This window comes from Sulfitobacter sp. HNIBRBA3233 (genome assembly GCF_040149665.1).
GTDB classification, from domain to species: Bacteria; Pseudomonadota; Alphaproteobacteria; order Rhodobacterales; family Rhodobacteraceae; genus Sulfitobacter; species Sulfitobacter marinivivus.
Window position 1 is genome coordinate 21637 of the sequence record NZ_JBEFLP010000006.1, and the last position, 21878, is coordinate 43514.

Genomic DNA, 21878 nt, shown 5'->3' on the forward strand with positions numbered 1-21878 from the left:
TCAGGTAGGGAAATCGGCAAGGCCGATGGGCCGTGTCGACGGTTCTGCCATCGCACGGGTCCGGACCAACGGACCGAGTGCGATAAGCGTGATGAAAAGAAGGCCGATCTCGATGTGGTAGACGACCGAATAGCCGGTCGCGTTCGATTGCAGCGCCGGACCCAGCTGGCCCGAGGTTGCGGCGTGGTTGATGATGTCGCGCAGCGCGCCGCCCGCGAAGATGGATACACCGGCCGCGGTGGCCTGTGCGGCCCCCCATGCGCCAAGCGCAAGCCCGCGTCCCGCGGTGCCGGAGGTGTCCAGCGTCATCGCCGCCGTCAGCGTCGCGACCGAAAACAGCCCCCCGCCCAGACCGATGCCGAAGGCGCCCGCGAAAAACAGCGTGCCGCTGCCCATGGGCGCTGCGAAAATCACGGCGCAGAAGGCGGCCAGCCCGACAAGGATACCGCGCGCGGCCATGCGCATCGGCAACAGCCCGGTTCTGAGCCAGCGCGCCGCACAGCCAAAACCCAGAAGCGCGCCGCCCGCCCACATCGCCGTCAGCAAGGTGGTGGCCGATACCGACAGGCCCAGCACCTCGCCGCCGTAGGGTTCCAGCAGCACGTCCTGCATGTTGAAGGCCAGCGTCCCGAGGAACACCACCACCAGCAGCCGCGCCGCATCGTTGCCCGACGTCAGGTCGCGCCATGCGTCGGCAAAGGCGGGGCGCGGGGCCTCGCGCTCTTGCTTTGTCATCGGGTTGACGCGCTCTTGTTTCCACAGGGCGATGACGTTCAGCACAAGGGTAACCACCGCCGCGCCCTGCACGACCTGAACCAGCCGCAAGGCGCTGAAATCACGCAGCAATGTGCCGATGATCACCGCCGAGACTCCCATCCCGATCAGGAACATCACATAAAGAAGGGCAACCACCTGCGGGCGCGTCTCGTCGCTGGCCCGGTCAGCGGCCAGCGCAAGGCCCGCCGTCTGCGTCATGTGCATGCCGAGGCCGGTCAGAAGGAACGCAAGACCCGCGCCCACTTCGCCCGCCCAGCCCGGCCCGGCGACCTGATCGCCCGACAGAACCAGAAGCCCCATCGGCATGATCGCCAGTCCGCCGAACTGCCAGAGCGATCCGAACCAGAGGTAGGGGATACGCTTCCAGCCGATGGCCGAGCGGTAGGTGTCGGACCGGAAGCCCAACAGCGCGCGGAAGGGCGCAACGAGCACCGGGATCGCGATCATCACCGCGACGATGGTGGCGGCCACGCCAAGCTCCACGATCATCACGCGGTTGAGTGTTCCCAGCAACATGACAGAGGCCATCCCGACCGACACCTGAAACAGCGACAGGCGCAAAAGCTGGCCGAGTGGCAGCTCTTCGCTGATCGCATCCGCAAAGGGCAGGGTGCGCAGGGTCATGTTCTTGATGGCCGAGTGCAGGCTCATGGAAGAAACTCCATCGCGTGGCTGATGTAGAAGCCCGATGTGACGCGGTTGAGATCGCGCAGTTTCCCGCGCGTCAGCGCGGCGGCAAGGGCTGCGGGCGTGTGGGGGATCATCGTGGGCGACCGGTCCGACCGCGGGAACAGTTTGCCCACGCGCCACATCGCCATCAGCAGCGGGGTGCGCGGCGCCACGGTAAAGATCATCTTGTGGTCGAGCCGGGGGGCAAGCCGGTCCAGCATCGCCGCGATGTCGCGGGCGCTGTAGTAGATCATGCTGTCCATCGCGACGATGTAGTCAAAGCGCCCCAGCGCCGGATCCAGCATGTCGCCGGCGGCGAAGCTGACCTTGTCGGCCACCGCATCGGGGGTGCGCAACTTGGCGATGTCGATCAACTGCGGAGAGATATCGACCCCGGTAACCTGTGCGCCGCGCCCGGCCAGATCGAAGGCCAGCGCCCCTGTGCCGCAGCCCGCGTCGAGGATCCGCGCGCCGCGCAGATCCTGCGGCAGGCTGTTCGAGATCAGGCTGCGCATTTCGTCGCGGCCCGCGCGCACGGTGGCGCGAATGCCGGACACGGGCGCGTCCGAGGTCAGACGCTCCCAAGTTCTGGTGGCGGTGCTGTCGAAATAGGTCTCGACCCGGTTGCGGGTCGAGGTATAGGCATCGGTTGCCTGCGCCGCGCCGGCGGGCGCGGTCTGTCCTACGTCATGCAGGGTGCCACCATCGGCCATCAGTCGAATCCCAACAGTTCAAAGATCTCGCGATCGGGCAGCGGCGCGGGGGCCAGCGGTTCGGTCCCGTTCCACAGCGTTTCGGCGAGACGGATGTATTCCTTCTGGACGGCGGCGATCTCGTCATCGAGATCCATCTCGAACAGCGTCTTCTTCTTAAGGCGCGACCGGCGGATGGCGTCCAGATCAGGCATATGTGCGATGCGGTTGAAGCCGACGGTCTTGCAATAGCGGTCGACCTCGTCGGTGTCCTTGGACCGGTTGGCCACACAGCCCGCCAGCCGCACCTTGTAGTTTGCCGATTTCGCCTGCACCGCCGCGATGATGCGGTTCATGGCATAGATGCTGTCGAAATCGTTGGCGGTCACGATCAGCGCGCGGTCCGCGTGCTGCAGGGGCGCGGCGAAGCCACCGCAGACCACATCGCCCAGCACGTCGAAGATCACCACGTCGGTGTCCTCCAGCAGGTGGTGCTGTTTGAGCAGTTTCACGGTCTGCCCGACCACGTATCCGCCACAGCCTGTCCCCGCAGGGGGGCCGCCGGCCTCGACGCATTTCACGCCGTTGAACCCTTCGAAAACGAAGTCTTCGGCGCGCAATTCCTCGGGGTGGAAATCGACTTCCTTGAGGATGTCGATGACCGTGGGCACCAAGGTGCCGGTCAGGGTGAAGGTGCTGTCATGCTTGGGGTCGCAGCCGATCTGCAAGACCCGCTTGCCCAGCATGGAGAACGCCGCCGACAGGTTCGACGATGTGGTCGATTTGCCAATCCCGCCCTTGCCATAGACGGAAAACACCTTTGCGCCTTCGATTTTCGCATCTTCGTCCTGATGCACCTGAACGGATCCTTCGCCGTCCTGTCCCCTGAGAGAAGGGATCCCTTTGTCGAGTGGGCTCATGTTGTTTCCTTCACGTGTTTCATTCGGCTGGAATACCTTCCAGCTGATCCTCGATGGCATCCGCTGCATCCTGCAGGGCGGCCAGTGTCGCGTCGTCGGGTTGCCAGTACTGGCGGTCGGAGGCTTCGAGCAGGCGGTTCGCCATGCGCATCGATGCCTGCGGGTTGAGGTCGGAAAGCCGCTTGCGCATCGCGTCATCCAGCACGAAGGTCTCGCTGAGGCGCTGGTAGACCCAGGGCTCGACCGTGCCGGTGGTCGCGGACCAGCCGACGGTGTTGGTGATATGCGCCTCGATCATGCGGACGCCTTCGTGGCCGTGCTTGAGAAGCGGCTCGTAGAATTTAGGGTTCAGGCTGCGCGCGCGTGTTTCGAGCGCTACCTGATCGCGCAGGGTGCGGACCTTGGTGCCGCCCATGGTCTGGTCGCCGATGTAGACGGGCGTTTCGGTACCGCCCTTGGCGCGTTTGACGGCGGATGCGATGCCGCCCAGCGTGTCGAAATAGTGGTCAACCGATGTGACGCCCAGTTCGACGGATTCGAGGTTCTGGTAGGCCAGATCGACGTGTTTGAGCGTATCCTGCAACAGCGCGGATTGCTGGCTTGCCTCGCCGTCCGCACCGTAGGCAAAGCTTTTGCGCGACTGGTAGGCGTCTGCCAGATCGTCCCCGTCGCCGAAGGCGGAACTGTCGACCAGCTGGTTGACGTTCGAGCCATAGGCCCCTTCGGCGTTCGAGAAGACGCGCAGCGCGGCGGTGGCCATGTCGCATCCCTGCGCCGCCATGAAGGCCAGCGCGTGGGCGCGGATCGGGTTCATCTCAAGAGGTTCGTCCGCTTCGGCGCATTTCAGCGCCGCGTCGGCCAGAAGTTTGGTTTGCAGCGGCAGCAGGTCGCGGAAGATGCCCGAGAGGGTCATCACCACGTCGACCCGCGCGCGGCCAAGGCTGGCCAGCGGCATCAGGTCGGCCCCGCACAGACGCCCGTGCGCGTCAAAGCGCGGGGTGCAGCCCATCAGCGCCAGCGCCTGCGCGATCGGACCGCCGTTCGATTTGATATTGTCGCTGCCCCAGAGCACCAGAGCCACGGACCGCGGCATGCAAGGATGGGTGCGCAACAGCTCGTCGGCCTGACGCTTGCCCGCAACCATCGCTTCGCTGGTGGGCATGCGGAAGGGATCGAAGGCGTGGATGTTGCGGCCCGTGGGCAGGATTTCGGGCGTGCGGATCACATCGCCACCGGGGACAGGAGCGATGAACTGCGCGTTCATGGCGCGCATCAGCGCGGGCAGCTCGGCCTCCTCGCTCAGATGCCGCTGCGCGGCTCTGCGCTCCTCGGGGGTGTCGAAATACATCAGCGACAGCGTGTTCTCGACACTCTCGGGGCTGGGCAGTCGCCCGACGACGTGCAGGCCATCGGGGATCAGGCTGCCTTCGGTTTCCAGCAATTGCAGCCACAGCCCATCGGGGTCCGCGGCGTCCAGATCGACCGCTTCGGCCTGCGCCGCGATCAGCGTTTGCAGGTCCGACAGATCGCTGCCGGGAGGTGCCGCGCGCCACGAAGACAGGCTTTCCTTCAGCGCCGCAAGGCCCTTGTAGAGGCCTGCGTTCTGCAAGGGCGGGGTCAGATGGGTGACAGTCACGGCGGCGCTGCGGCGTTTCGCCAGCGTCGCCTCCGACGGATTGTTCGCCGCATAGAGATAGACGTTGGGCAGGTTGCCCATCATCCGCTCGGGCCAGCAATTGCCACCCAGCCCGTTCTGCTTGCCGGGCATGAACTCCAGCGCGCCGTGCATGCCGAAATGCAGGACCACATCGGCGGCGAGGTCGTGTTTGATATACTGGTAGAAGGCGCTGAACGCATGGGTGGGGGCAAAGCCGCGCTCGAAAAGCAGCCGCATCGGATCGCCCTCGTAGCCGAAGGTCGGCTGCACGCCGACAAAGACACGGCCAAACTGCGCGCCCAGCACGAAAACCTCGCGGCCGTTCGACTGGATCTTGCCGGGGGCGGGGCCCCAGACCTGCTCGATCTCGTCGAGCCAGGGTGTGCGTTCCACGATCCGGTCCGCGCTGACGGTGGCGGCCACATTGGCCTCCTGGCCATACAGCTGCGCGTTGCCCTTCAGCACCGCGTCGCGCAGGTCTTCGACCGTGGCGGGCGGTGTCACGTCGTAACCTTCGGCGCGCATCCGGTGGAGCGTGTTGTGAAGACTCTCGAACACTGACAGATAGGCGGCGGTCCCAACCGCCCCCGCATTCGGCGGAAACCCGAACAGCACGATCGCGGCTGTCTTCTCGGCATTGCGCTTGCGGCGCAGGCTTGCCAGCCGCATCGCCTTTTCGACCAGCGCGTCGATCCGTTCGGGGCAGGGGGCCATCGCCTTGACCGCACCTTGGGCGCCGCACCGGCGGTCGCAGCCGGTGCAGCCTTCGACAGCGTGCCGGCCCGCAAAGACGGTGGGGTTTGTCGCGCCGTCGATCTCCGGCAGGGCGATCAGCATCGTGGTTTCAACCGGGCTCAGCCCCTGGCCACCGGTCGACCATTGCTCCAGCGTCTGGAATTCCAGCGGCTGCGCGCTGAGGTAGGGTACATCGAGCTTCTGCAGCGCGGCGACGGCGGCGTCGCTGTCGTTATAGGCAGGGCCGCCAACGAGGCTGAAGCCGGTCAGCGACACCAGCGCATCGATATCGCCCATATAGGCATCCATCGCCGGACGCCCGTCGAGGCCACCGGCGAAACCGGCGATCACCCTGCATCCCTGCGCCTCGAAGCGGCGGATCACATGGTCGTAATGGGCCGTGTCGGAGGCGAGGATATAGCTGCGCAGCATCAGCAGACCGATCGTCGGGCCGGTGCCGCGACCGGGCAGGTCGGCGGGATCCTCGGTGATGTGGTGTCCGGGCAGATCGGGGTGGTAAAGCCCGCATTCGGGATATTCCACGGGCAGCGGCGCCGTGATGCCGCGCCAGCCGGGCACGCGGGCGTAGCGCGAGATCAGGAAACGGACCAGCGCCTCGATATTGTCGTCAGACCCGCCCAGCCAGTACTGCATGCACAGGAACCACGCGCGCAGGTCCTGCGCCTTGCCGGGCACCAGCCGCAGGATCTTCGGCAGGCGGCGCAGCATCTTCATCTGGCCCGCGCCCGAATTGCCCTCTTTCTTGGCGGGCTTGAGCTTTTTCAGAAGCGCCATCGCACCGCTTGCGGGGCGCGACATGTCCAGATCGCCCATCCGCGTCAGCTGCACGATGGACTGGTCTGCGATGATGCCGACCATCGCATCGCACTGATCACGCCGCGCTTCCAGCGCCGGAACGATGGCCTTCAGATGGTCCTCGAGAAACAGGACCGACGACACCACGATATCAGCAGCCGCCACATCTTCCTTGGCCGCGGCAAGTGCCGCATCATCCTTGCCCCATTCGGCGGCAGCGTGGATCTTCAGCTGCAGGCCCGGAAAATCCTGCGCAAGCCGTGGCGCCACGCGTGCGGCGGGTCCGGCCGCGTGGCGGTCGAGCGTCACCAGAACGATGGTGTAGGGCTTATGGATTACGTCATCGCGCAAAATGTGCCTTCGCCTCGTAGAGTGTATCGACCGAGATTTCCGCCAGCCCCCGCTCGGAGGCGAAGCTTTCGGTGTTGCGCCGCGCCTTGCCGCGCACGAAAAACGGTATTTTCTTCAACTCGCGTTCGGCGGTTTCCAGCCAGACCACCTCGCCGCCCGTGGGTAGGGCCGGGGCGGGCGCGCCATCTGTCTCCATTTTGCCATCTAAACTCATGGGCGCTTGCGCCCCTGCACCGGATGCGGCAGGCGCGTGGCCGCCGTGGTGCGACGGACCCGCCGCGTCGTTGAACTCGAAATCCTCGCGGAACATGTGCAGCAGATGCTCCTCCAGCCCCATGACCAGCGGATGCACCCATGTATCGAACAGCACATTCGCGCCCTCGAACCCCATCTGCGGCGAATAGCGCGCGGGAAAATCCTGTACGTGGACGGGCGCGGAGATCACGGCGCAGGGGATGCCCAGACGCTTGCCGATATGGCGCTCCATCTGCGTGCCGAGAATCATCTCGGGCTGCAGCTCTTCGATGGTGCGCTCCACCTCCAGATAATCGTCGGTGATCAGCGCCTCGAGCCCGTATTCCTTGGCCAGCGCACGGATCGGGCGGGCGAATTCGCGGTTGTAACAGCCCATGCCGGCCACTTCGAAGCCCATCTCGTCGCGCGCGAAGCGGGCGGCGGCGGCCACATGGGTGCCGTCGCCGAAGAGGAAGACACGCTTGCCGGTCAAATAGGTGCTGTCGACAGAACGGCTCCACCATGTCTGGCGGTTGCGGTCCTCGGCGATTTCGGTCCATGATCCCGACAGCGCGCGCACTTCGGCGATGAAATCGCGGGTGGCGCCGACGCCGATGGGAATGACCCTTGTATAGGGCTGGCCGAATTTCTTTTCACAGTAGCGCGCCGCCTGCTCGCCCGTCTCGGGATAGAGCAGGACGTTGAAATGCGCCTGACCCATCTTCGCGATGTCCGAAGGCGTGCTGCCCATGGGGCCCGTCACATTGACCTCGATCCCCATCTCGTAGAGCAGATTGGTGATTTCCTGCACATCGTCGCGGTGGCGGAACCCCAATGCGGTGGGGCCGAGGATGTTGCACGACACGCGGGCGGTCTTTTCCATCGGCTTCGCCAGATGGCGCACGATCTGGAGGAAGGTCTCGTCCGCGCCGAAATTTTCCTTGCGCTGGTAGCTGGGCAGCTCCAGCGGGATCACGGGAATGGGCAGCCCCATGGTTTCGGCCAGACCGCCGGGATCGTCCTGGATCAGTTCGGCGGTGCAGGACGCGCCGACGATGATCGCCTCGGGCTTGAACCGGTCATAGGCGTCCTGGCAGGCCCGCTTGAACAGCCCCGCCGTGTCGCTGCCAAGGTCACGGGCCTGAAAGGTGGTATAGGTCACGGGCGGACGGTGGTCGCGCCGTTCGATCATCGTGAACAGAAGATCGGCGTAGGTATCGCCCTGCGGGGCGTGCAGAACGTAGTGCAGGCCCTTCATCCCGGTCGCCACGCGCATCGCGCCGACGTGGGGAGGGCCCTCGTATGTCCAGACGGTCAGCTTCACGCGTGTTGCCCCCGGCAACGCGACAGTGTGAGGCAGTGTTCGCCTGTGGCGAGCACGTTCACACCCCGTTGCAATGATGCGATGAAGGTTCTCATTCCGCAGCCTCCAGAATGCCCTTGCGGCGCAGCGGGCGCGCAAAGAGAGAGGCCAGATCGCCCGCCTGTTCGTAAAAATGCACCGGCGTGAAGACCAGTTCGATCGCCCATTTGGTCGACAGCCCCTCGGCCTCCAGCGGATTGGCAAGGCCGAGGCCGCAGACCGTGAGGTCGGGCCGGGCCGCGCGGCAGCGGTCGAGTTGAAGATCGACGTCCTGACCCTCGGAAATCTGTGGTCCGGCGGGCAGCAGGTCGAGGTCGGGACCGTGCAGCGCGTCGTGGATATAGGGCGATCCGACTTCCAGTGGGGTCATGCCGCATTCGCGCGCGAGAAACCGTGCCAGCGGGATTTCAAGCTGGCTGTCGGGAAAGAAGAAAACCGATTTGCCGTCCAGCGTCGCCGCAGCCTGTGCCACGGCCTGCCGCGCGCGGCGGCGCGGCGCTTCGGTCACGCGCTCGAAGGTCTCGGCGCTGACGCCGAATTCCTCGGCCACGGCGCGCAGCCACGCGGTTGTGCCTTCCTCGCCCAGCGGGAAAGGCGCCTGGATGTGGCGCGCGCCACGGCGCAGCAGCGCTGCGTGGGTATCGCCCAGAAATGGCTGTGTCAGGGCAAAGACCGTGTTCGCGCCGATGCCCATTTCGTCGTCGATATTGCGGGCGGGCAGCACGCGGACCGGCCCGATCCCCAGATCGGACAGCAGGCCGAGCATCTGGTCCTCGACCACGTCTGGCAGCGCACCGACGACCAGAAGCTCGCGCTCCTGCGTCTCGGGCAGCACCGGCACCATCGACGCGAGGCAGGCATCCTCGCCTTGGGTAAACGTGGTCTCGATCCCCGAGCCGGAATATTCCAGAACCCGCACTTTCGGCGCGAACTGCTGTGTAAGACGCTCCGCCGCACGGCTGAGATCCAGCTTGATGACCTCGGACGGGCAGGAGCCTACAAGAAACAGCTGCCGGATGTCGGGACGGCGCGACAGCAGCCGCTGCACTTCGCGGTCAAGCTCGGCGTGGGCGTCGTTGAGACCGGCGAGATCCGATTCTTCGAGAATCGCCGTGCCGAAGCGGGGTTCGGCAAAGATCATCACGCCCGCCGCGCTTTGCAGAAGATGTGCGCAGGTGCGGCTGCCGACCACCAGAAAGAACGCGTCCTGGATCTTGCGGTGCAGCCAGATGATGCCGGTCAGGCCACAGAAGACCTCGCGCTGGCCGCGCTGTTTCAGGACCGGTGCCGTGCGGCAACCTGTGGTTGGGGGCAGGGGGGTGTGATCGTTCATGCGGGCACCTGTGACTGAAGGCGCGCAACGCGCAGTTTCCACAGGAACTGGCCTGCGTTCACGACGTAGGCGGCATAGGCCAGAAGGGCCGTCACCATCAACGTGTCGGGGGACATCGTCCCGGCGAAAAGTCCATAGATATAAAGGGTATGCAGCGCGATGACACCAAAGCTGAACACGTCTTCCCAGAAGAAGGCAGGGGCGAAAAGCCATTGTCCGAAGACGACCTTTTCCCAGATCGCGCCGGTCACCATGATGAGGTAGAGGGCGCCGGTTTTCAGCACAACCGAAGCGGTCGCGATGGCGTAGCCTTCACCGGTGACGAGGTAGCGCAGGACCAGCGCAAGAGAGATCAGGAAGATGACAAACTGCACCGGCGCGAGCACGCCCTGAACCAGCGTCCAGCGCGACGCATCGCGGCGCGCGCGCTGTGCGGGCGTGTAGAGCGGTCGGTGGCTGCCGTGGGCGCGGTCGGCGCGTTCCATAGAATGATCCCTGTCGCATGTGCTTACCTGACGCTGACACTCAAACAACAAACTGTCAACTTTGACTTACACATTGGAAATCGGCCACAGAGCAGGGATTAGGCGAGAGGCCCCTGAAAAACATGAACAAAATGGAAAAAAGAATTTGATTGTCAATAACAATTGACAACATCGAAGGGGGTGTAGACCATGTTTGGCAATCACTCTACAAGGTCCCGAATTCCCAGCGCCCCTGCGCGCGTGCGGAGGGTTAATAGATGCGACGAGATCCAGAGGACTATGCGACACGCAATCCCGCGCATCGGGTGGGGGGTGTCGCGCGTCGCGTCCTGTCTGTATTGTCTCAGGAATTGAAGGGGATATACCCCGATCTGCCCGACTGCGTTCTGGTCCGTTACCTTGAACAGATGGAGGCGGCGATCCTTCATCCCGGGGTGGAACGGGCGGACAAGGTTCTGAACCTGATGCGCCGGTCGGGGATTCGCGATGCGGATATCGCGGACTTCTATATCCCCGTCATCGCGCGCCGTCTGGGCGAGGGGTGGGTCGCCGATACCCTTGATTTCGCCGCAGTGACCACCGGATCGGCGCGGTTGCAGGATATGCTGCGGCGCCTTGATTCAAGCTGGTGCACGCCCGCCGACAAACATATCGGCATGCGCGGAGAGTATTGCGTGATCGTGCCCGAAGGCGTTCAGCACTCGCTGGGCGCGCGTATACTGGCCGGACAGCTGCGCCGCGCCGGCTGTAACGTCCACCTGAAGATCGAACTTCCGGTCGCGCAGATTGCCCAAACCGTGGGCTCGGCAGATTTCCGCGGCGTGTTTGTTTCGGCGACTTCTCGTGAAAGCCTTGATTTCCTGCGCTGCGTCGTGACACAAGCCCGCGATGGTAACGCATGGTCGCCCGTCCTTCTGGGGGGCAACGTGCTGGAGCGGGGTTTCGAAGTGGACAGTGTGGTCGGAGCGGATTTTGCGACCAATGACTGGAGCGACGCCTTGCGCTTTTGTGAGCGGCGGGTCGAGCAATGAAGCCGATGGTAGGAGGGACCTGGACAAGCGGTCTTATTCCGATGATCGAGCCCGAAGTCGTGACCGACATCATTTCGCGCGTCGCCGATCTGGGAGTCGTGATCTCTCCGGACGGGATTGTTCTGGGCATATTGGCCAACCCCAATTTCAAGCCGAAAGAGGCGCTGAGCCGTTTCGAGGGGGCGCGGCTGCGCGATACGCTGACCACAGAAAGCGCCGAAAAGTTCGATGGCCGTCTGGCGCAGTTCCTGAATGATCCCTCGGGCGTGCGCCCGGTCGAGCTGAACCACATCTCGACGGATGCGTTCGACAGTTTCCCGGTCCGCTACAGCTTTCACAACGTCGGCAGCGACGGGTCGATCCTGCTCATGGGTCGCGATCTGCGGCCGCTGGCAGAGATGCAGCAGCAACTGGTCGCCGCGCAGATCACGCTGGAAAAGGACTATGAGGCGCGGCGCGCCTTCGACACGCAGTTCCGCGTTCTGATGGCCTCGGTGGACGATGCGATGGTTTTCGTGTCGCTGCCCGAAGGCATGGTCAGCGATTGCAACCCCGCGGCGCGGGCGATGCTGGGCAAGCAGGGCGGCGATCTGGTGGGGATCTCGCTCGAACATCTGTTCGAGGGGCGCGCCAAGGGCGATCTTGTGGACCAGCTGGTGACCCTCGCGACAGAGGGCGGCAAGCCGCAGATCACGCTCAAGGCGCGCGGGGCGGGCCGGATGGTCACGGTCAAGCCGACGCTCTTCCGCAGCGGGGGCGATCAGGCGATGCTCTGCCGTGTGCTGAGCAGCAATGTCGAATCCCTGCGCTCCGACAGCCTGCATGACAATCTGGCGGGGCTGTACGAAAAGGGTGTCGATCCGATCATCTTTGTCAGCGCCGCGGGGCAGATCCTCAGCGCGAACGAGGCGTTTCTGAACCTTGCCGATGTCACCCACGGGCGCGCCCTGAAGGGGCGCAGCCTGTCGGACTTCCTCAGCCGGGGGAGTGTCGATCTGAACGTGATGCTCGACAATGCCGCGCGCAGCGGGTTGATGCGCGCCTATACGACAAAGATCACCGGTGAATTCGGCGCCGAGCGCGCGGTCGAGATCGCGACGACCCATGTGCAGACCGGCGTCGATCCGGTCTTTGCGATGGTGGTGCGCGATATTTCGCGCCACGACACCGGCCGTCAGGACACCCAGCAGTTGGGCGAGGTCGACATGCAGTCGGTGATCGAACTGATCGGCAGCCAGTCGCTGCGCGATATCGTGGCCAAGACCACGGATGTGGTCGAGAAGATGTGCATCGAGACAGCGGTCGAGCTGACGTCGAACAACCGTGTGGCGGCGGCGGAGATGCTGGGTCTGTCGCGTCAATCGCTCTATGTGAAGCTGCGCAAGTACGGGCTTTTGAAAACCGGCGCCGACGACAGCTGATTTGATCTGGCAAAACCCGCGCTCTTTGCCCTAAAGAGCGCCATGGAAAAATTCCCTCTAGAAAACGATCTGGTCGCGCGCGGGCTGTCCGCCTATGCGCCGTACCTCATGAACCGGATCACGCATCGCTATAACCAGACCCTCGGCACCACGATGGCCGAGGCCGGTCTGAGCACGATCAAGATGCGTGTTGTCTGCGCGCTGGCGGCAAAGGGTTCGCTGACCGTCAACGATCTGTCCGTCTATGCCGTGGCCGAACAATCCACCATGAGCCGCACCTTGGAGCAGATGGCCCGCGAAGGTCTGGTGGACCGTGCGATGGACGAAAGCGACAGCCGTGTGCGGGTCATTTCGCTGACCCAGGCCGGGCACGATATCTATACCCGGATCTGGCCCGCCATGGCCGAGGCCGAGGCCCGGATGTTCGACGGGATCGATCCGGCGGACCGCGCGCAGCTGCTCGAGACGCTCGACGGTATGCTGCGCAACATCCGGCTGAACCCGCTCTAGGCGCTATCCGTCGCCAAGCTCGGCCAGCAGCGCCTGCAAGGCGGGCTTCAGCCGCGCCTGATCCTCGGGTGAGAGCCGTGCCATCAGGCGCGTCTCGTGGGCGCGGGCCTGCGTGACCAGCTGCGCCGCAAGCGCCGTGCCCGCGTCGGTCAGGTGAATGCGGCGGCGGCGCTTGTCGCGGACGTCGGCGCGGCGCACCAGCAGGCCGCGATCGACCATGCCGTCGATGATCCGGGTGAGGCGCGATTGCTCAAGCATGGCGTATTCGGCAAGCCGCGTGATCATCTGCCCGTCGTTGTCGATCAGACAGGCCAGCACGCGCCATTCCGGCACCCGCAACCCTGCCTTGCGCACCTGCGCGTGAAACTCTGCACTCGCCGCCTCCGAAGACGCGGCCAGCAGGTAGAGCAGATAGGAGGAGACAAAGCTGTCGCCCGGTGTGTCCTGATCGCGTGCCATACCCTAGAATCGCGCCTTCGCAGGAATTCTCAAGCGAAAAGAAATCCCTTGACGGAATAAATATGAAATTTCATATTTTATCGGACAGGAGGATGCCCATGCCAGATCTCACGCTGCGGCTTGACCGGATCGAAGACGTCACCGACCGGGTGCGGTATTTCCGTTTCGTCGCGGCGCAGGACGACGGGGCGCTGCCGCCTTACACGCCCGGTGCGCATCTGTGTTTCGATCTCGGCGGGGGTCGGCGGCGTGAATATTCGCTGATCGACTGGCCTGGCGCCGACGACGCCTATTGCGTTGCCGTCCAGCGCGAGAATGCGGGGCAGGGCGGATCGCGGGCGATGCACCGGCTGGCGGTGGGCGACACGGTGACCGCGCAGGCGCCGATCAATGATTTTCCGCTGGAGGGTAAAGGCCCGGTCGTGCTTCTGGCGGGCGGCATCGGGATCACGCCGATAATTTCGATGGCAACGGCGCTGCAGGCGGCGGGGCGCGAATTCGCGTTGCACTACACCGCGCGCTCGGCGGCGGCGATGGCCTTTGCCAGCCGTCTGCGCGACAGCTTCGGAGAGGCGGTGCATCTTTACCACGACGATGCGCAGGCGCTGGACCTGACGGCGCTGATGCAATCGCTCGACCCTTCAACGGCACTCTATATCTGCGGGCCGCGCGGGATGATCGACGCGGCGCGCGCGGCAGCCGCCGACAGGGGCATCGACGATATCCACGTCGAACTGTTCACCGCCCGCGCCCCCGAAGCAGGTGACCGCGCCTTCGAGGTCGAGCTGCACGGCACCGGCCGGACCTTTACCGTGCCGCCCGGACGCAGCATCATCGAGGTGCTGGAAGAAGGCGGCGTCGATCTGACCTACGATTGCCAGCGCGGCGATTGCGGGATCTGCCGGACAGAGGTTGTCGCGGGGATTCCCGATCACCGCGATGTGGTCCTGACCGACGAGGAACGCGCATCGGGCAAGGTGATGCAGATCTGCGTGAGCCGCGCCAAAAGCGACCGTCTGGTGCTGAAGCCGCGCGAGAAGCGGCAGGCCACGGCCCCGCGCCAGACCCGCCGCGTGCAGCCCCAGGCCACCCGCGCCGAGGATATCCGCGCGCTGTTTACCGGCCCGCAGGTCCACCGCGATGTCTATACCAGCCCCGAAATCTACCGGCTGGAAATGCGCCACCTGTTCCGCAACGCATGGGTCTTTGTCGGCCACGAAAGCCAGACACCCAATAACGGCGACTATTATACAACCCAGATTGGCGACCAGCCGGTGATTCAGGTGCGTCACAGCGATGGCGAAATCCACGTTCTGCACAACCGCTGCCCGCACAAGGGCACCAAGATCGCCATCGACCGCGAGGGCAATACCGGCAAATTCTTCCGCTGCCCCTATCACGCGTGGAGTTTCGAGACGGACGGCTGTCTTCTCGCGATTCCGCTGAAGAAAGGATACGACGGCACCGGCCTTCAGCAGACCGAGAACGCGAAGGGGATGAAGGCCGTGGGCGCCGTGCATGTGCACCGCGGCTTTGTCTTTGCCCGCGTCGCGGACGAGGGGATCTCTTTCGAGGAATTCTTTGGCGACAGCCTCAGCTCCATCGACAACATGGTGGACCGGTCGCCGGAAGGGCGGCTGGAAGTGGCGGGGCCGCCGCTGCGCTACATGCACAAGTGCAACTGGAAGATGCTGGTCGAGAACCAGACCGACACCTGCCACCCGATGGTGGCACATGAATCCTCCGCCGGGACCGCCGTCGCGATCTGGGAAGAGATGGGCAACCCCGAACCGCGCCCGCCCGCGATGCAGATCATCGCCCCCTTCATGTCGGCCTATGAATTCTTCGAGGATATGGGAATACGGACATGGCCGAACGGGCACGGCCATACCGGCGTCAACATGTCGATCCATTCCGACTATGATGCGATCCCCGGCTATTTCGAGGCGCTGACAGAGGCCTATGGCGAGGACCGTGCGAAAGAGATCCTCGACGAAAACCGGCACAACACGGTCTATTTCCCGAACATCATGGTGAAGGGGCCGATCCAGCAGCTGCGCAATTTCATCCCGCTGGGGCCGGACAAGACGCTGGTCGAAAGCTATATCTACCGCCTTGTCGGCGCGCCGGACGAATTGCTGGCCCGTACCGCGATGTACAACCGGATGATCAACGCGCCCACGTCAATCGTGGGCCACGACGATCTGGAGATGTACGAGCGCGCACAAGAGGGGTTGATGTCGGACGGGCTGGAATGGGTCAACATCCAGCGCCTGATGACCGGCGACGAGGATTACACCGACGAAGCGGTCGAGAACGGCACCACGGAACGCCAGATGCGCAACCAGTTCGACGCATGGGTCAAGTTCATGACCGCGACGATGGAGGGCGCGTGATGGAGCGGGAGCGGATCATCGATTTCCTCTACGACGAAGCGCGGATGCTGGACGAGGGGCGGTATTCGGAATGGCTCGACCTGTGGCTGGAGGACGGGCATTACTGGATGCCTCTCGATTACAAGCAGACTGATCCGCATCTGGTGACATCGCTGCTCTATGAGGACATGTTCATGCTGCGCCTGCGGGTCGAGCGTTTGAACGGCGCGCGGACCTTCAGCCAGAAACCCAAAAGCCGCTGCCACCACGTGATCCAGCGCCCCTTCGTGGACGAGATCGACGGCGACCGGATCCGGACAAACACGTCGATGCACTATGTCGAGACGCGGCTGGACGACCAGTTCCTGCTCGCGCTGACCGCCACCCACGATCTGCGCGTGGTCGACGGCGCGCTGCGTATCGCGAACAAGCGGGTGGATCTGCTGAATTCCGACGCGGCCTTCGGCAATATCCAGTTGTTGCCATGATCGGAGATGCGCAAACAGTCTACGAGGCTTTCGCCGCCACCGCCGCGCATCATCCGATCCGCCCCATGCTGAACGTCCTGCCCGGCACCGCCGGGGTCTACGGCATCGACGCGGGCGAGATCCTCTATGCCGAGGCGCTGGCGCGGGTCGACCACCTTGCCGCGCGGTTCGAAGCGGCGGGATACGGCGCTGGGATGCGCGTGGCCCTGCTGCTGGAAAACCGGCCCGATTTCTTTCTGCTGTGGCTGGCGCTGAACAAGATCGGCGCGTCTGTCGTGCCGATCAATCCCGACCTGCGCGCAGCGGAGCTGGAATACCTGATCGGTCACGCCGAACCCGCGCTGATCATTTCCATACCTTCCCGTATGGAGGAGCTGGGCCTTGCCGCCGGTGCCGCCGGTGTCGATCTTTCCGTGATCCCGCCGGATCTGGCCCCGCCGGCCCCGCGCGCGGGGGCATCGGTTGCCGCGCCGGGTGACGGGCAGACGCGGGAGGCGGCGATCCTCTATACCTCTGGCACGACGGGCAAGCCCAAGGGCTGCGTGCTGCCCAACGCCTATTTCCTGCTTGCCGGTGACTGGTACGCACGTGTCGGCGGCATTGCCACGCTGCACGACGAGGGCGAGCGGATGATCACGCCGCTGCCGATCTTTCACATGAACGCCATGGCCTATTCCTTCATGGCGATGATCGCCGTGGGCGGATGCCTGACCGCGCTGGACCGTTTTCACCCGCGCAGCTGGTGGGCCGATGTGGCAGTATCCGGTGCGACCTGCCTTCACTATCTGGGTGTGATGCCCTCGATGCTGCTGGGTCTGCCGCAAACGCCGCAGGATCGCGGGCACAGCGTGCGCTTCGGTTTTGGCGCGGGGGTGGACCCCAAGAAACAGCACCAGTTCGAGGACCGCTTCGGCTTTCCGCTGGTCGAGGCATGGGCGATGACCGAAACCGGCGCAGGGGCGGTGATCGCCGCCGCGAACCACGACCGTCTGGTCGGCGAGGCCAGCATCGGCACGCCCGGCCCGGAGGTAGAAGTCATGCTGCGCGACGATGCCGGAAACCCGTCGGATCAGGGCGAGCTTCTGGTGCGCCGCGCGGGCAATGACCCGCGCTACGGCTTCTTTTCGCATTACGAGAAGGATCAGGCGGCCACCGATGCCGCTTGGGAGGGAGGGTGGTTCCACACCGGAGATATCGTGCGGCGCGGCGCGGACGGGAACATGTTCTTCGTGGATCGCAAGAAAAACGTCATCCGCCGCTCGGGCGAAAACATCGCGGCGGTGGAGGTTGAATCGATCCTCATGCGGCATCCGGCGATCACGGCGGCAGGGGTGGCGGCGGTGCCCGATCCGGTCCGCGGAGACGAGGTATTCGCCTGCGTCACCGCCGCCGGTGTCACCGCCGAGGAAATCGCGACATGGTGTCTGGACCAGATGGCCTATTACAAGGTGCCGGGCTATATCGCCTTCGTCGATGCGCTGCCGCTGACGCCCACGCAAAAGATCCAGCGCGCGGCGCTGAAGGCCCTGGCGCTGGAGCTGCGCGACGATCCTGCCACGGTGGACACCACCGCGCTGAAGAAACGGCAGGTCGCGTGATGCGCCAGTCCTACGCCGGTGTGGCCCTTGCGGCACCCTATTCACACCCCTACCAGCGCTACAGCCCCGAAACCGCGCATTGGTGGATCGCCAAGGCGCTGCGCGGATCGCTTGACGCCGCCGGCCTGCGCCCTGCGGACGTGGACGGCTTTTGCGTGTCGTCGTTCACGCTGTTTCCCGATACCGCCGTGGGGCTGGCACAGCATTTCGGGCTCTCGCCCCGCTGGCTCGATCATATTCCCATGGGCGGTGCCAGCGGGATCGTCGCTCTGCGCCGCGCGGCACGGGCGGTGCAGGCGGGCGATGCCAGCATCGTCGCCTGCGTGGCGGGCGACACCAACCACATCGACAGTTTCCGCAACCTGCTGTCGGGGTTTTCGCGCTCGGCGCTCGATGCGTCCTACCCCTATGGCTACGGCGGACCGAACGCGAATTTCGCCCTGCTCACGGACCGCTACATGGCCGAGTACGGCGCCACCCGCGAGGATTTCGGGCGGCTCTGCGTGGCGCAACGCGCCAATGCCCTGCGCTATCCCGGCGCGGTGATGAAAAAACCGCTGAGCATGGAAAGCTATCTGGATGCCATGCCCGTCGCTGACCCGATTGCCCTGTTCGATTGCGTCATGCCCTGCGCAGGGGCAGAGGCGTTTCTGGTGATGTCCGAGGACGAAGCAATGCGGCGCAGTCTGCCCTTCGCGCGCCTGGACGCAGCCATCGAGCGGCACAACGCCCACGCCGAGGATCCCGTGCAGCTGCGCGGCGGCTGGACCGTGGACATCGACGAACTTTGGCAGATGGCCGATGCCACCCCGCAGGACATGGATCTGCTGCAGACCTACGACGATTATCCGGTGATCTCGATGATGCAGATCGAGGATCTGGGTTTCTGTGCCAAGGGGGAGGCGCCGGCCTATATCCGCGACCGCGACCTGACCGTGGAGGGTGATTTTCCGCACAATACCAACGGCGGGCAGCTTTCGGCGGGGCAGGCGGGGGCGGCAGGCGGATATATCGGACTGGTCGAGGCGATCCGCCAAGTCACCGGACAGGCAGACGGCACGCAGGTGGCGGGCGCCCGCCGCGCGCTGGTGTCGGGTTTCGGGATGATAAACTACGATCGCGGTGTGTGTTCAGCCGCTGCGGTCATCGGTGAGGGGGTGCGGGCATGACCGACCCGATGCAGCCGCCCGGAAAGAAGAACCCGCAGGCGCGCAGTGCCACGCCGACGCGCCCGCCCGAATGGCGCAGCCGCGCGGCCATGGGGCTGACGGCAGCGGCCGCCGAAGCGCGCTTTGCCCTGCAACACTGCGCCGAGTGCGGCACCGTGCAATACCCGCCGCGCGATGCCTGCGGGCGCTGCATCGGCACGCGGCTCGACTGGCGCGATACCGACCCGCGCGGCACGCTTCTGGCGGAAACCTTGGTGCGCACTTCGACGAACCTCTATTTCCGCGCGCGGATGCCGTGGCGCATGGGGTCGGTTCAGCTCGACGCGGGGCCTGTTGTGCTGTGCCATATCCACCCCGACGTACCGGCGCGGGGCCGCGTGACCCTGATCAACCGGCTGGACCGTGCCGGGCAGGGGGTGCTGATCGCCCTGCCCGAGACACCCACCCCCAACATGGAGGACGCCGCCGTGATGCGTGCTGTCACCTCGGACCCGAAACACCGCCGCGTGCTGATCACCGATGCGCGCGCGCCCTACGCGGCGGCGCTGGCCCGCGCGGTTCAAAAGGCGGGCGCCGCAACCGTCTTTGCCGGTGTGTCCGAGACATGGCGCGGCCCGCTGCCGCAGATCGAGGGCGCACAGATGGTGCCGCTCGACGTGACCGACACCAGCGCGGTCCGGCGGCTGGCCGCCGAGATTGGCGGCAAGGTCGATATCCTGATCAACACCGCGCGCTTCATGCGCCCCGGCGGGGCGCTGGCGCGGGGGGACACCGGCTTTGCCCGCGACGAGATGGAGGTGAACTATCTGGGCCTCATGCGCCTTGCGCAGGCCTTCGGCCCTGCCATGTCGGCCCGCACGGCGGATGGCGACAACAACGCGGTCGCATGGGTCAATGTGCTGGATGCCCACGCGCTCAGCCCTGATCCCGCCTTCGGCTGTTTCTCGGCCTCGCACGCGGCGGCGCGGGCACTGTCGCAATCGCTGCGCGGCGAGTTTCGCGCCAGCGGCCTGCGGGTGATGAATGTCTACACCGGCCCCACGGACGACGACTGGTTCGCGCCGCTGCCGCCGCCCAAGGTGGGTGCCGCGGCCCTTGCCCGCGCGCTGGTCGGCGGCCTGCAGGACGGGGCCGAGGATGTCTGGTGCGGCGATGTCGCCAAGGATCTGCGCGACCGCTGGATGCGCGACGCGAAAGTGCTGGAACGCGAACTGACCATGGGAGGGGACGCGCCATGAGCCTTGCGGATTTCGCCGCCGATATCGCCACGGGGGCCGTGCGGGTGGTTGACCTGACCCATACGCTGGACCCCGATTTCCCGGTGATCGTCCTGCCGCCCGAGTTCGGCCAATGCGCGCGTTTCCGCATGGAAGAGATCAGCGCATACGACCACCGTGGCCCCGCGTGGAAGTGGCACAACATCACCATGTCCGAACATACCGGCACCCATTTCGACGCGCCCAGCCACTGGGTGTCGGGCCGCGACGTACCCAATGGCGCGGTCGACGAGATCCCCGCGCAGGCGCTGATCGGGCCGGTGTGCGTGATAGACTGCAGCGCAGGCGCTGCAGCGGACGACGACTTCGAGCTGACACCGCAGATCATCGCGGAATGGGAAGCCGCCCACGGCCCCATTCCGGCGGGCGCCTGGGTGCTGATGCGCACGGATTGGTCAAAACGCACGGGTGCGGAATACCTCAACATGCGCGAGGACGGGCCGCATTCGCCGGGGCCCACCCCTGCGGCGGTCCGGGCGCTGCTGGCGCGGGACATTCGCGGTTTCGGCACCGAATGCGTCGGCACCGATGCGGGGCAGGGCGCGCATTACACGCCGCCCTATCCCGCGCACGACCTGCTGCATGGCGCAGGGAAATACGGGCTGCAATGTCTTGCCAATCTCGATCAGCTGCCCGCCACGGGTGCTGTGCTGATCACCCCGCCGCTGAAAATCCGCAACGGAACCGGCAGCCCCCTGCGGGTGCTGGCACTGGTGCAGACATGACCCACACAGCTGTCATCACCGGTGGCAACAAGGGCTGCGGTGCCGATCTGGCCCGCGCGCTGCTGGAGCGTGACTATACCGTCATTTCCGTGGCGCGCCGTGCTCCCGAAACCAGCCACCCCAACCTGCATTCCGTCGAGGCCGATCTGCTGGACCCTGCCGCCGTGCAGGCCGCCGCCGAGGAAATCGCGCAGCGTTTCGCGGTGACTCATCTGATCCACAACGCCGGGCTGATCTGGCCCAATCTGGTCGAAGACGCCACGCCCTCCGACATCACCGGTCTTGCGCAGCTGCACCTCGGCTCTGCGCTCACGCTGGTGCAGGCGGTGCTGCCAAACATGAAGGCGGCGGGCTTCGGGCGGGTGATGTTCAATGCCTCGCGCGCGGCACTTGGGGCACCCACCCGCACGGCCTATTCGGCCAGCAAGGCGGGCATGATCGGCATGGCGCGCACATGGGCGCTGGAACTGGCGCAGCACGGGATCACCGTGAACGTCGTGGCCCCCGGCCCGATCCTGACCGACAATTTCTGGGGCATCGTGGAAAAGGGCAGCCCCCGTCAGGATGCGCTGGCAAAATCCATTCCCGTCGGGCGTCTGGGAACGGTCGAGGATGTCACCAACGCCTTTCTGTTTTTCTGCGATCCGGCCAGCGGTTTCGTCACCGGTCAGACCCTCTATGTCTGTGGCGGGGCGAGCGTTGGAACGCTGACGATCTGACTGGACTCTTATATGATTTCGCATAGGGTAAAGAGTTACAAAAATAACCATAAACTAACCAAGGGAGAAACATA

18 protein-coding genes are annotated in these 21878 nt (G+C 65.0%); 10 read left to right on the forward strand and 8 right to left on the reverse strand.

Annotation, left to right across the window (positions count from 1 at the left end; translation table 11 throughout):
• From ABMC89_RS17830 to bchF, 7 genes are all read right to left on the reverse strand, one after another.
• Entirely contained in the window at positions 1-1428 is a 1428-nt protein-coding gene (locus ABMC89_RS17830) for a PucC family protein (protein WP_349570377.1), read from the reverse strand.
• The gene (gene bchM / locus ABMC89_RS17835; protein WP_349570379.1) at positions 1425-2159 is read right to left on the reverse strand and encodes a magnesium protoporphyrin IX methyltransferase; all 735 of its coding nucleotides are present in this window, start codon (positions 2157-2159) and stop codon (positions 1425-1427) included. The genes ABMC89_RS17830 and bchM overlap by 4 nt, the downstream gene beginning before the upstream one ends.
• Positions 2159-3058: a ferredoxin:protochlorophyllide reductase (ATP-dependent) iron-sulfur ATP-binding protein gene (gene bchL / locus ABMC89_RS17840; RefSeq protein WP_349570381.1), complete on the reverse strand. Its 900-nt coding sequence runs from the start codon at positions 3056-3058 to the stop codon at positions 2159-2161. The genes bchM and bchL overlap by 1 nt, the downstream gene beginning before the upstream one ends.
• A gap of 19 nt (positions 3059-3077) precedes the next feature.
• Positions 3078-6617 (reverse strand): cobaltochelatase subunit CobN, encoded by a 3540-nt coding sequence (locus ABMC89_RS17845; protein WP_349570383.1) that lies wholly within the window; start codon positions 6615-6617, stop codon positions 3078-3080.
• Positions 6607-8175: a ferredoxin:protochlorophyllide reductase (ATP-dependent) subunit B gene (bchB, locus tag ABMC89_RS17850; protein ID WP_349570385.1), complete on the reverse strand. Its 1569-nt coding sequence runs from the start codon at positions 8173-8175 to the stop codon at positions 6607-6609. The genes ABMC89_RS17845 and bchB overlap by 11 nt, the downstream gene beginning before the upstream one ends.
• A gap of 91 nt (positions 8176-8266) precedes the next feature.
• Positions 8267-9547, reverse strand: a complete 1281-nt coding sequence (locus ABMC89_RS17855) for a ferredoxin:protochlorophyllide reductase (ATP-dependent) subunit N (RefSeq protein ID WP_349570387.1) — start codon at positions 9545-9547, stop codon at positions 8267-8269.
• Complete coding sequence (gene bchF / locus ABMC89_RS17860; protein ID WP_349570389.1) at positions 9544-10032, reverse strand: 2-vinyl bacteriochlorophyllide hydratase; 489 nt, start codon at positions 10030-10032, stop codon at positions 9544-9546. The genes ABMC89_RS17855 and bchF overlap by 4 nt, the downstream gene beginning before the upstream one ends.
• A 257-nt stretch (positions 10033-10289) precedes the next feature.
• Between bchF and ABMC89_RS17865 the strand changes: the two genes are divergently transcribed.
• The 3 genes from ABMC89_RS17865 to ABMC89_RS17875 are packed head-to-tail and all read left to right on the forward strand — an operon-like array spanning position 10290 to position 12994.
• Complete coding sequence (locus ABMC89_RS17865) at positions 10290-11063, forward strand: cobalamin-dependent protein (RefSeq protein ID WP_349570391.1); 774 nt, start codon at positions 10290-10292, stop codon at positions 11061-11063.
• Positions 11064-11104: 41 nt separating this feature from the next.
• A complete protein-coding gene (gene ppsR, locus ABMC89_RS17870; RefSeq protein WP_349570393.1) occupies positions 11105-12484 on the forward strand; it encodes a transcriptional regulator PpsR in 1380 nt (459 codons plus the stop codon).
• A gap of 42 nt (positions 12485-12526) precedes the next feature.
• Positions 12527-12994 carry a MarR family winged helix-turn-helix transcriptional regulator gene (locus ABMC89_RS17875; RefSeq protein ID WP_349570395.1) on the forward strand — a complete coding sequence of 156 codons (468 nt, stop codon included), beginning with the start codon at positions 12527-12529 and terminating at the stop codon, positions 12992-12994.
• A gap of 3 nt (positions 12995-12997) precedes the next feature.
• Here ABMC89_RS17875 and ABMC89_RS17880 read toward each other — a convergent pair whose 3' ends face one another.
• Positions 12998-13453, reverse strand: coding sequence for a MarR family winged helix-turn-helix transcriptional regulator (locus ABMC89_RS17880; RefSeq protein WP_349570397.1), 456 nt, complete (start codon positions 13451-13453; stop codon positions 12998-13000).
• 98 nt (positions 13454-13551) lie between these two features.
• On the opposite strand from ABMC89_RS17880, the gene ABMC89_RS17885 reads away from it, so the two are divergent.
• The 7 genes from ABMC89_RS17885 to ABMC89_RS17915 are packed head-to-tail and all read left to right on the forward strand — an operon-like array spanning position 13552 to position 21804.
• On the forward strand, positions 13552-15849 hold the full coding sequence (locus ABMC89_RS17885) for a Rieske 2Fe-2S domain-containing protein (protein ID WP_349570399.1): 2298 nt from the start codon (positions 13552-13554) through the stop codon (positions 15847-15849).
• The gene (locus tag ABMC89_RS17890; protein ID WP_349570401.1) at positions 15810-16316 is read left to right on the forward strand and encodes an aromatic-ring-hydroxylating dioxygenase subunit beta; all 507 of its coding nucleotides are present in this window, start codon (positions 15810-15812) and stop codon (positions 16314-16316) included. Before ABMC89_RS17885 ends, ABMC89_RS17890 begins: the two co-directional genes overlap by 40 nt.
• Positions 16313-17914 (forward strand): AMP-binding protein, encoded by a 1602-nt coding sequence (locus ABMC89_RS17895; protein WP_349570403.1) that lies wholly within the window; start codon positions 16313-16315, stop codon positions 17912-17914. Before ABMC89_RS17890 ends, ABMC89_RS17895 begins: the two co-directional genes overlap by 4 nt.
• Entirely contained in the window at positions 17914-19083 is a 1170-nt protein-coding gene (locus ABMC89_RS17900) for a thiolase family protein (RefSeq protein ID WP_349570405.1), read from the forward strand. Before ABMC89_RS17895 ends, ABMC89_RS17900 begins: the two co-directional genes overlap by 1 nt.
• Entirely contained in the window at positions 19080-20321 is a 1242-nt protein-coding gene (locus ABMC89_RS17905) for an SDR family NAD(P)-dependent oxidoreductase (RefSeq protein WP_349570407.1), read from the forward strand. Before ABMC89_RS17900 ends, ABMC89_RS17905 begins: the two co-directional genes overlap by 4 nt.
• On the forward strand, positions 20318-21085 hold the full coding sequence (locus ABMC89_RS17910) for a cyclase family protein (RefSeq protein ID WP_349570409.1): 768 nt from the start codon (positions 20318-20320) through the stop codon (positions 21083-21085). Before ABMC89_RS17905 ends, ABMC89_RS17910 begins: the two co-directional genes overlap by 4 nt.
• Positions 21082-21804, forward strand: a complete 723-nt coding sequence (locus ABMC89_RS17915; protein WP_349570411.1) for an SDR family NAD(P)-dependent oxidoreductase — start codon at positions 21082-21084, stop codon at positions 21802-21804. The genes ABMC89_RS17910 and ABMC89_RS17915 overlap by 4 nt, the downstream gene beginning before the upstream one ends.
• Positions 21805-21878 lie beyond the last annotated feature (74 nt).

Bases quoted from the DNA above. Each gene is read 5' to 3' on its own strand.
- ABMC89_RS17830 (WP_349570377.1), bottom strand. From the start codon at position 1,428: ATGAGCCTGCACTCGGCCATCAAGAACATGACCCTGCGCACCCTGCCC.
- bchM (WP_349570379.1), bottom strand. From the start codon at position 2,159: ATGGCCGATGGTGGCACCCTGCATGACGTAGGACAGACCGCGCCCGCC.
- bchL (WP_349570381.1), bottom strand. From the start codon at position 3,058: ATGAGCCCACTCGACAAAGGGATCCCTTCTCTCAGGGGACAGGACGGC.
- ABMC89_RS17855 (WP_349570387.1), bottom strand. From the start codon at position 9,547: ATGAACGATCACACCCCCCTGCCCCCAACCACAGGTTGCCGCACGGCA.
- bchF (WP_349570389.1), bottom strand. From the start codon at position 10,032: ATGGAACGCGCCGACCGCGCCCACGGCAGCCACCGACCGCTCTACACG.
- ABMC89_RS17865 (WP_349570391.1), top strand. From the start codon at position 10,290: ATGCGACGAGATCCAGAGGACTATGCGACACGCAATCCCGCGCATCGG.
- ppsR (WP_349570393.1), top strand. From the start codon at position 11,105: ATGATCGAGCCCGAAGTCGTGACCGACATCATTTCGCGCGTCGCCGAT.
- ABMC89_RS17875 (WP_349570395.1), top strand. From the start codon at position 12,527: ATGGAAAAATTCCCTCTAGAAAACGATCTGGTCGCGCGCGGGCTGTCC.
- ABMC89_RS17880 (WP_349570397.1), bottom strand. From the start codon at position 13,453: ATGGCACGCGATCAGGACACACCGGGCGACAGCTTTGTCTCCTCCTAT.
- ABMC89_RS17885 (WP_349570399.1), top strand. From the start codon at position 13,552: ATGCCAGATCTCACGCTGCGGCTTGACCGGATCGAAGACGTCACCGAC.
- ABMC89_RS17890 (WP_349570401.1), top strand. From the start codon at position 15,810: ATGGGTCAAGTTCATGACCGCGACGATGGAGGGCGCGTGATGGAGCGG.
- ABMC89_RS17895 (WP_349570403.1), top strand. From the start codon at position 16,313: ATGATCGGAGATGCGCAAACAGTCTACGAGGCTTTCGCCGCCACCGCC.
- ABMC89_RS17900 (WP_349570405.1), top strand. From the start codon at position 17,914: ATGCGCCAGTCCTACGCCGGTGTGGCCCTTGCGGCACCCTATTCACAC.
- ABMC89_RS17905 (WP_349570407.1), top strand. From the start codon at position 19,080: ATGACCGACCCGATGCAGCCGCCCGGAAAGAAGAACCCGCAGGCGCGC.
- ABMC89_RS17910 (WP_349570409.1), top strand. From the start codon at position 20,318: ATGAGCCTTGCGGATTTCGCCGCCGATATCGCCACGGGGGCCGTGCGG.
- ABMC89_RS17915 (WP_349570411.1), top strand. From the start codon at position 21,082: ATGACCCACACAGCTGTCATCACCGGTGGCAACAAGGGCTGCGGTGCC.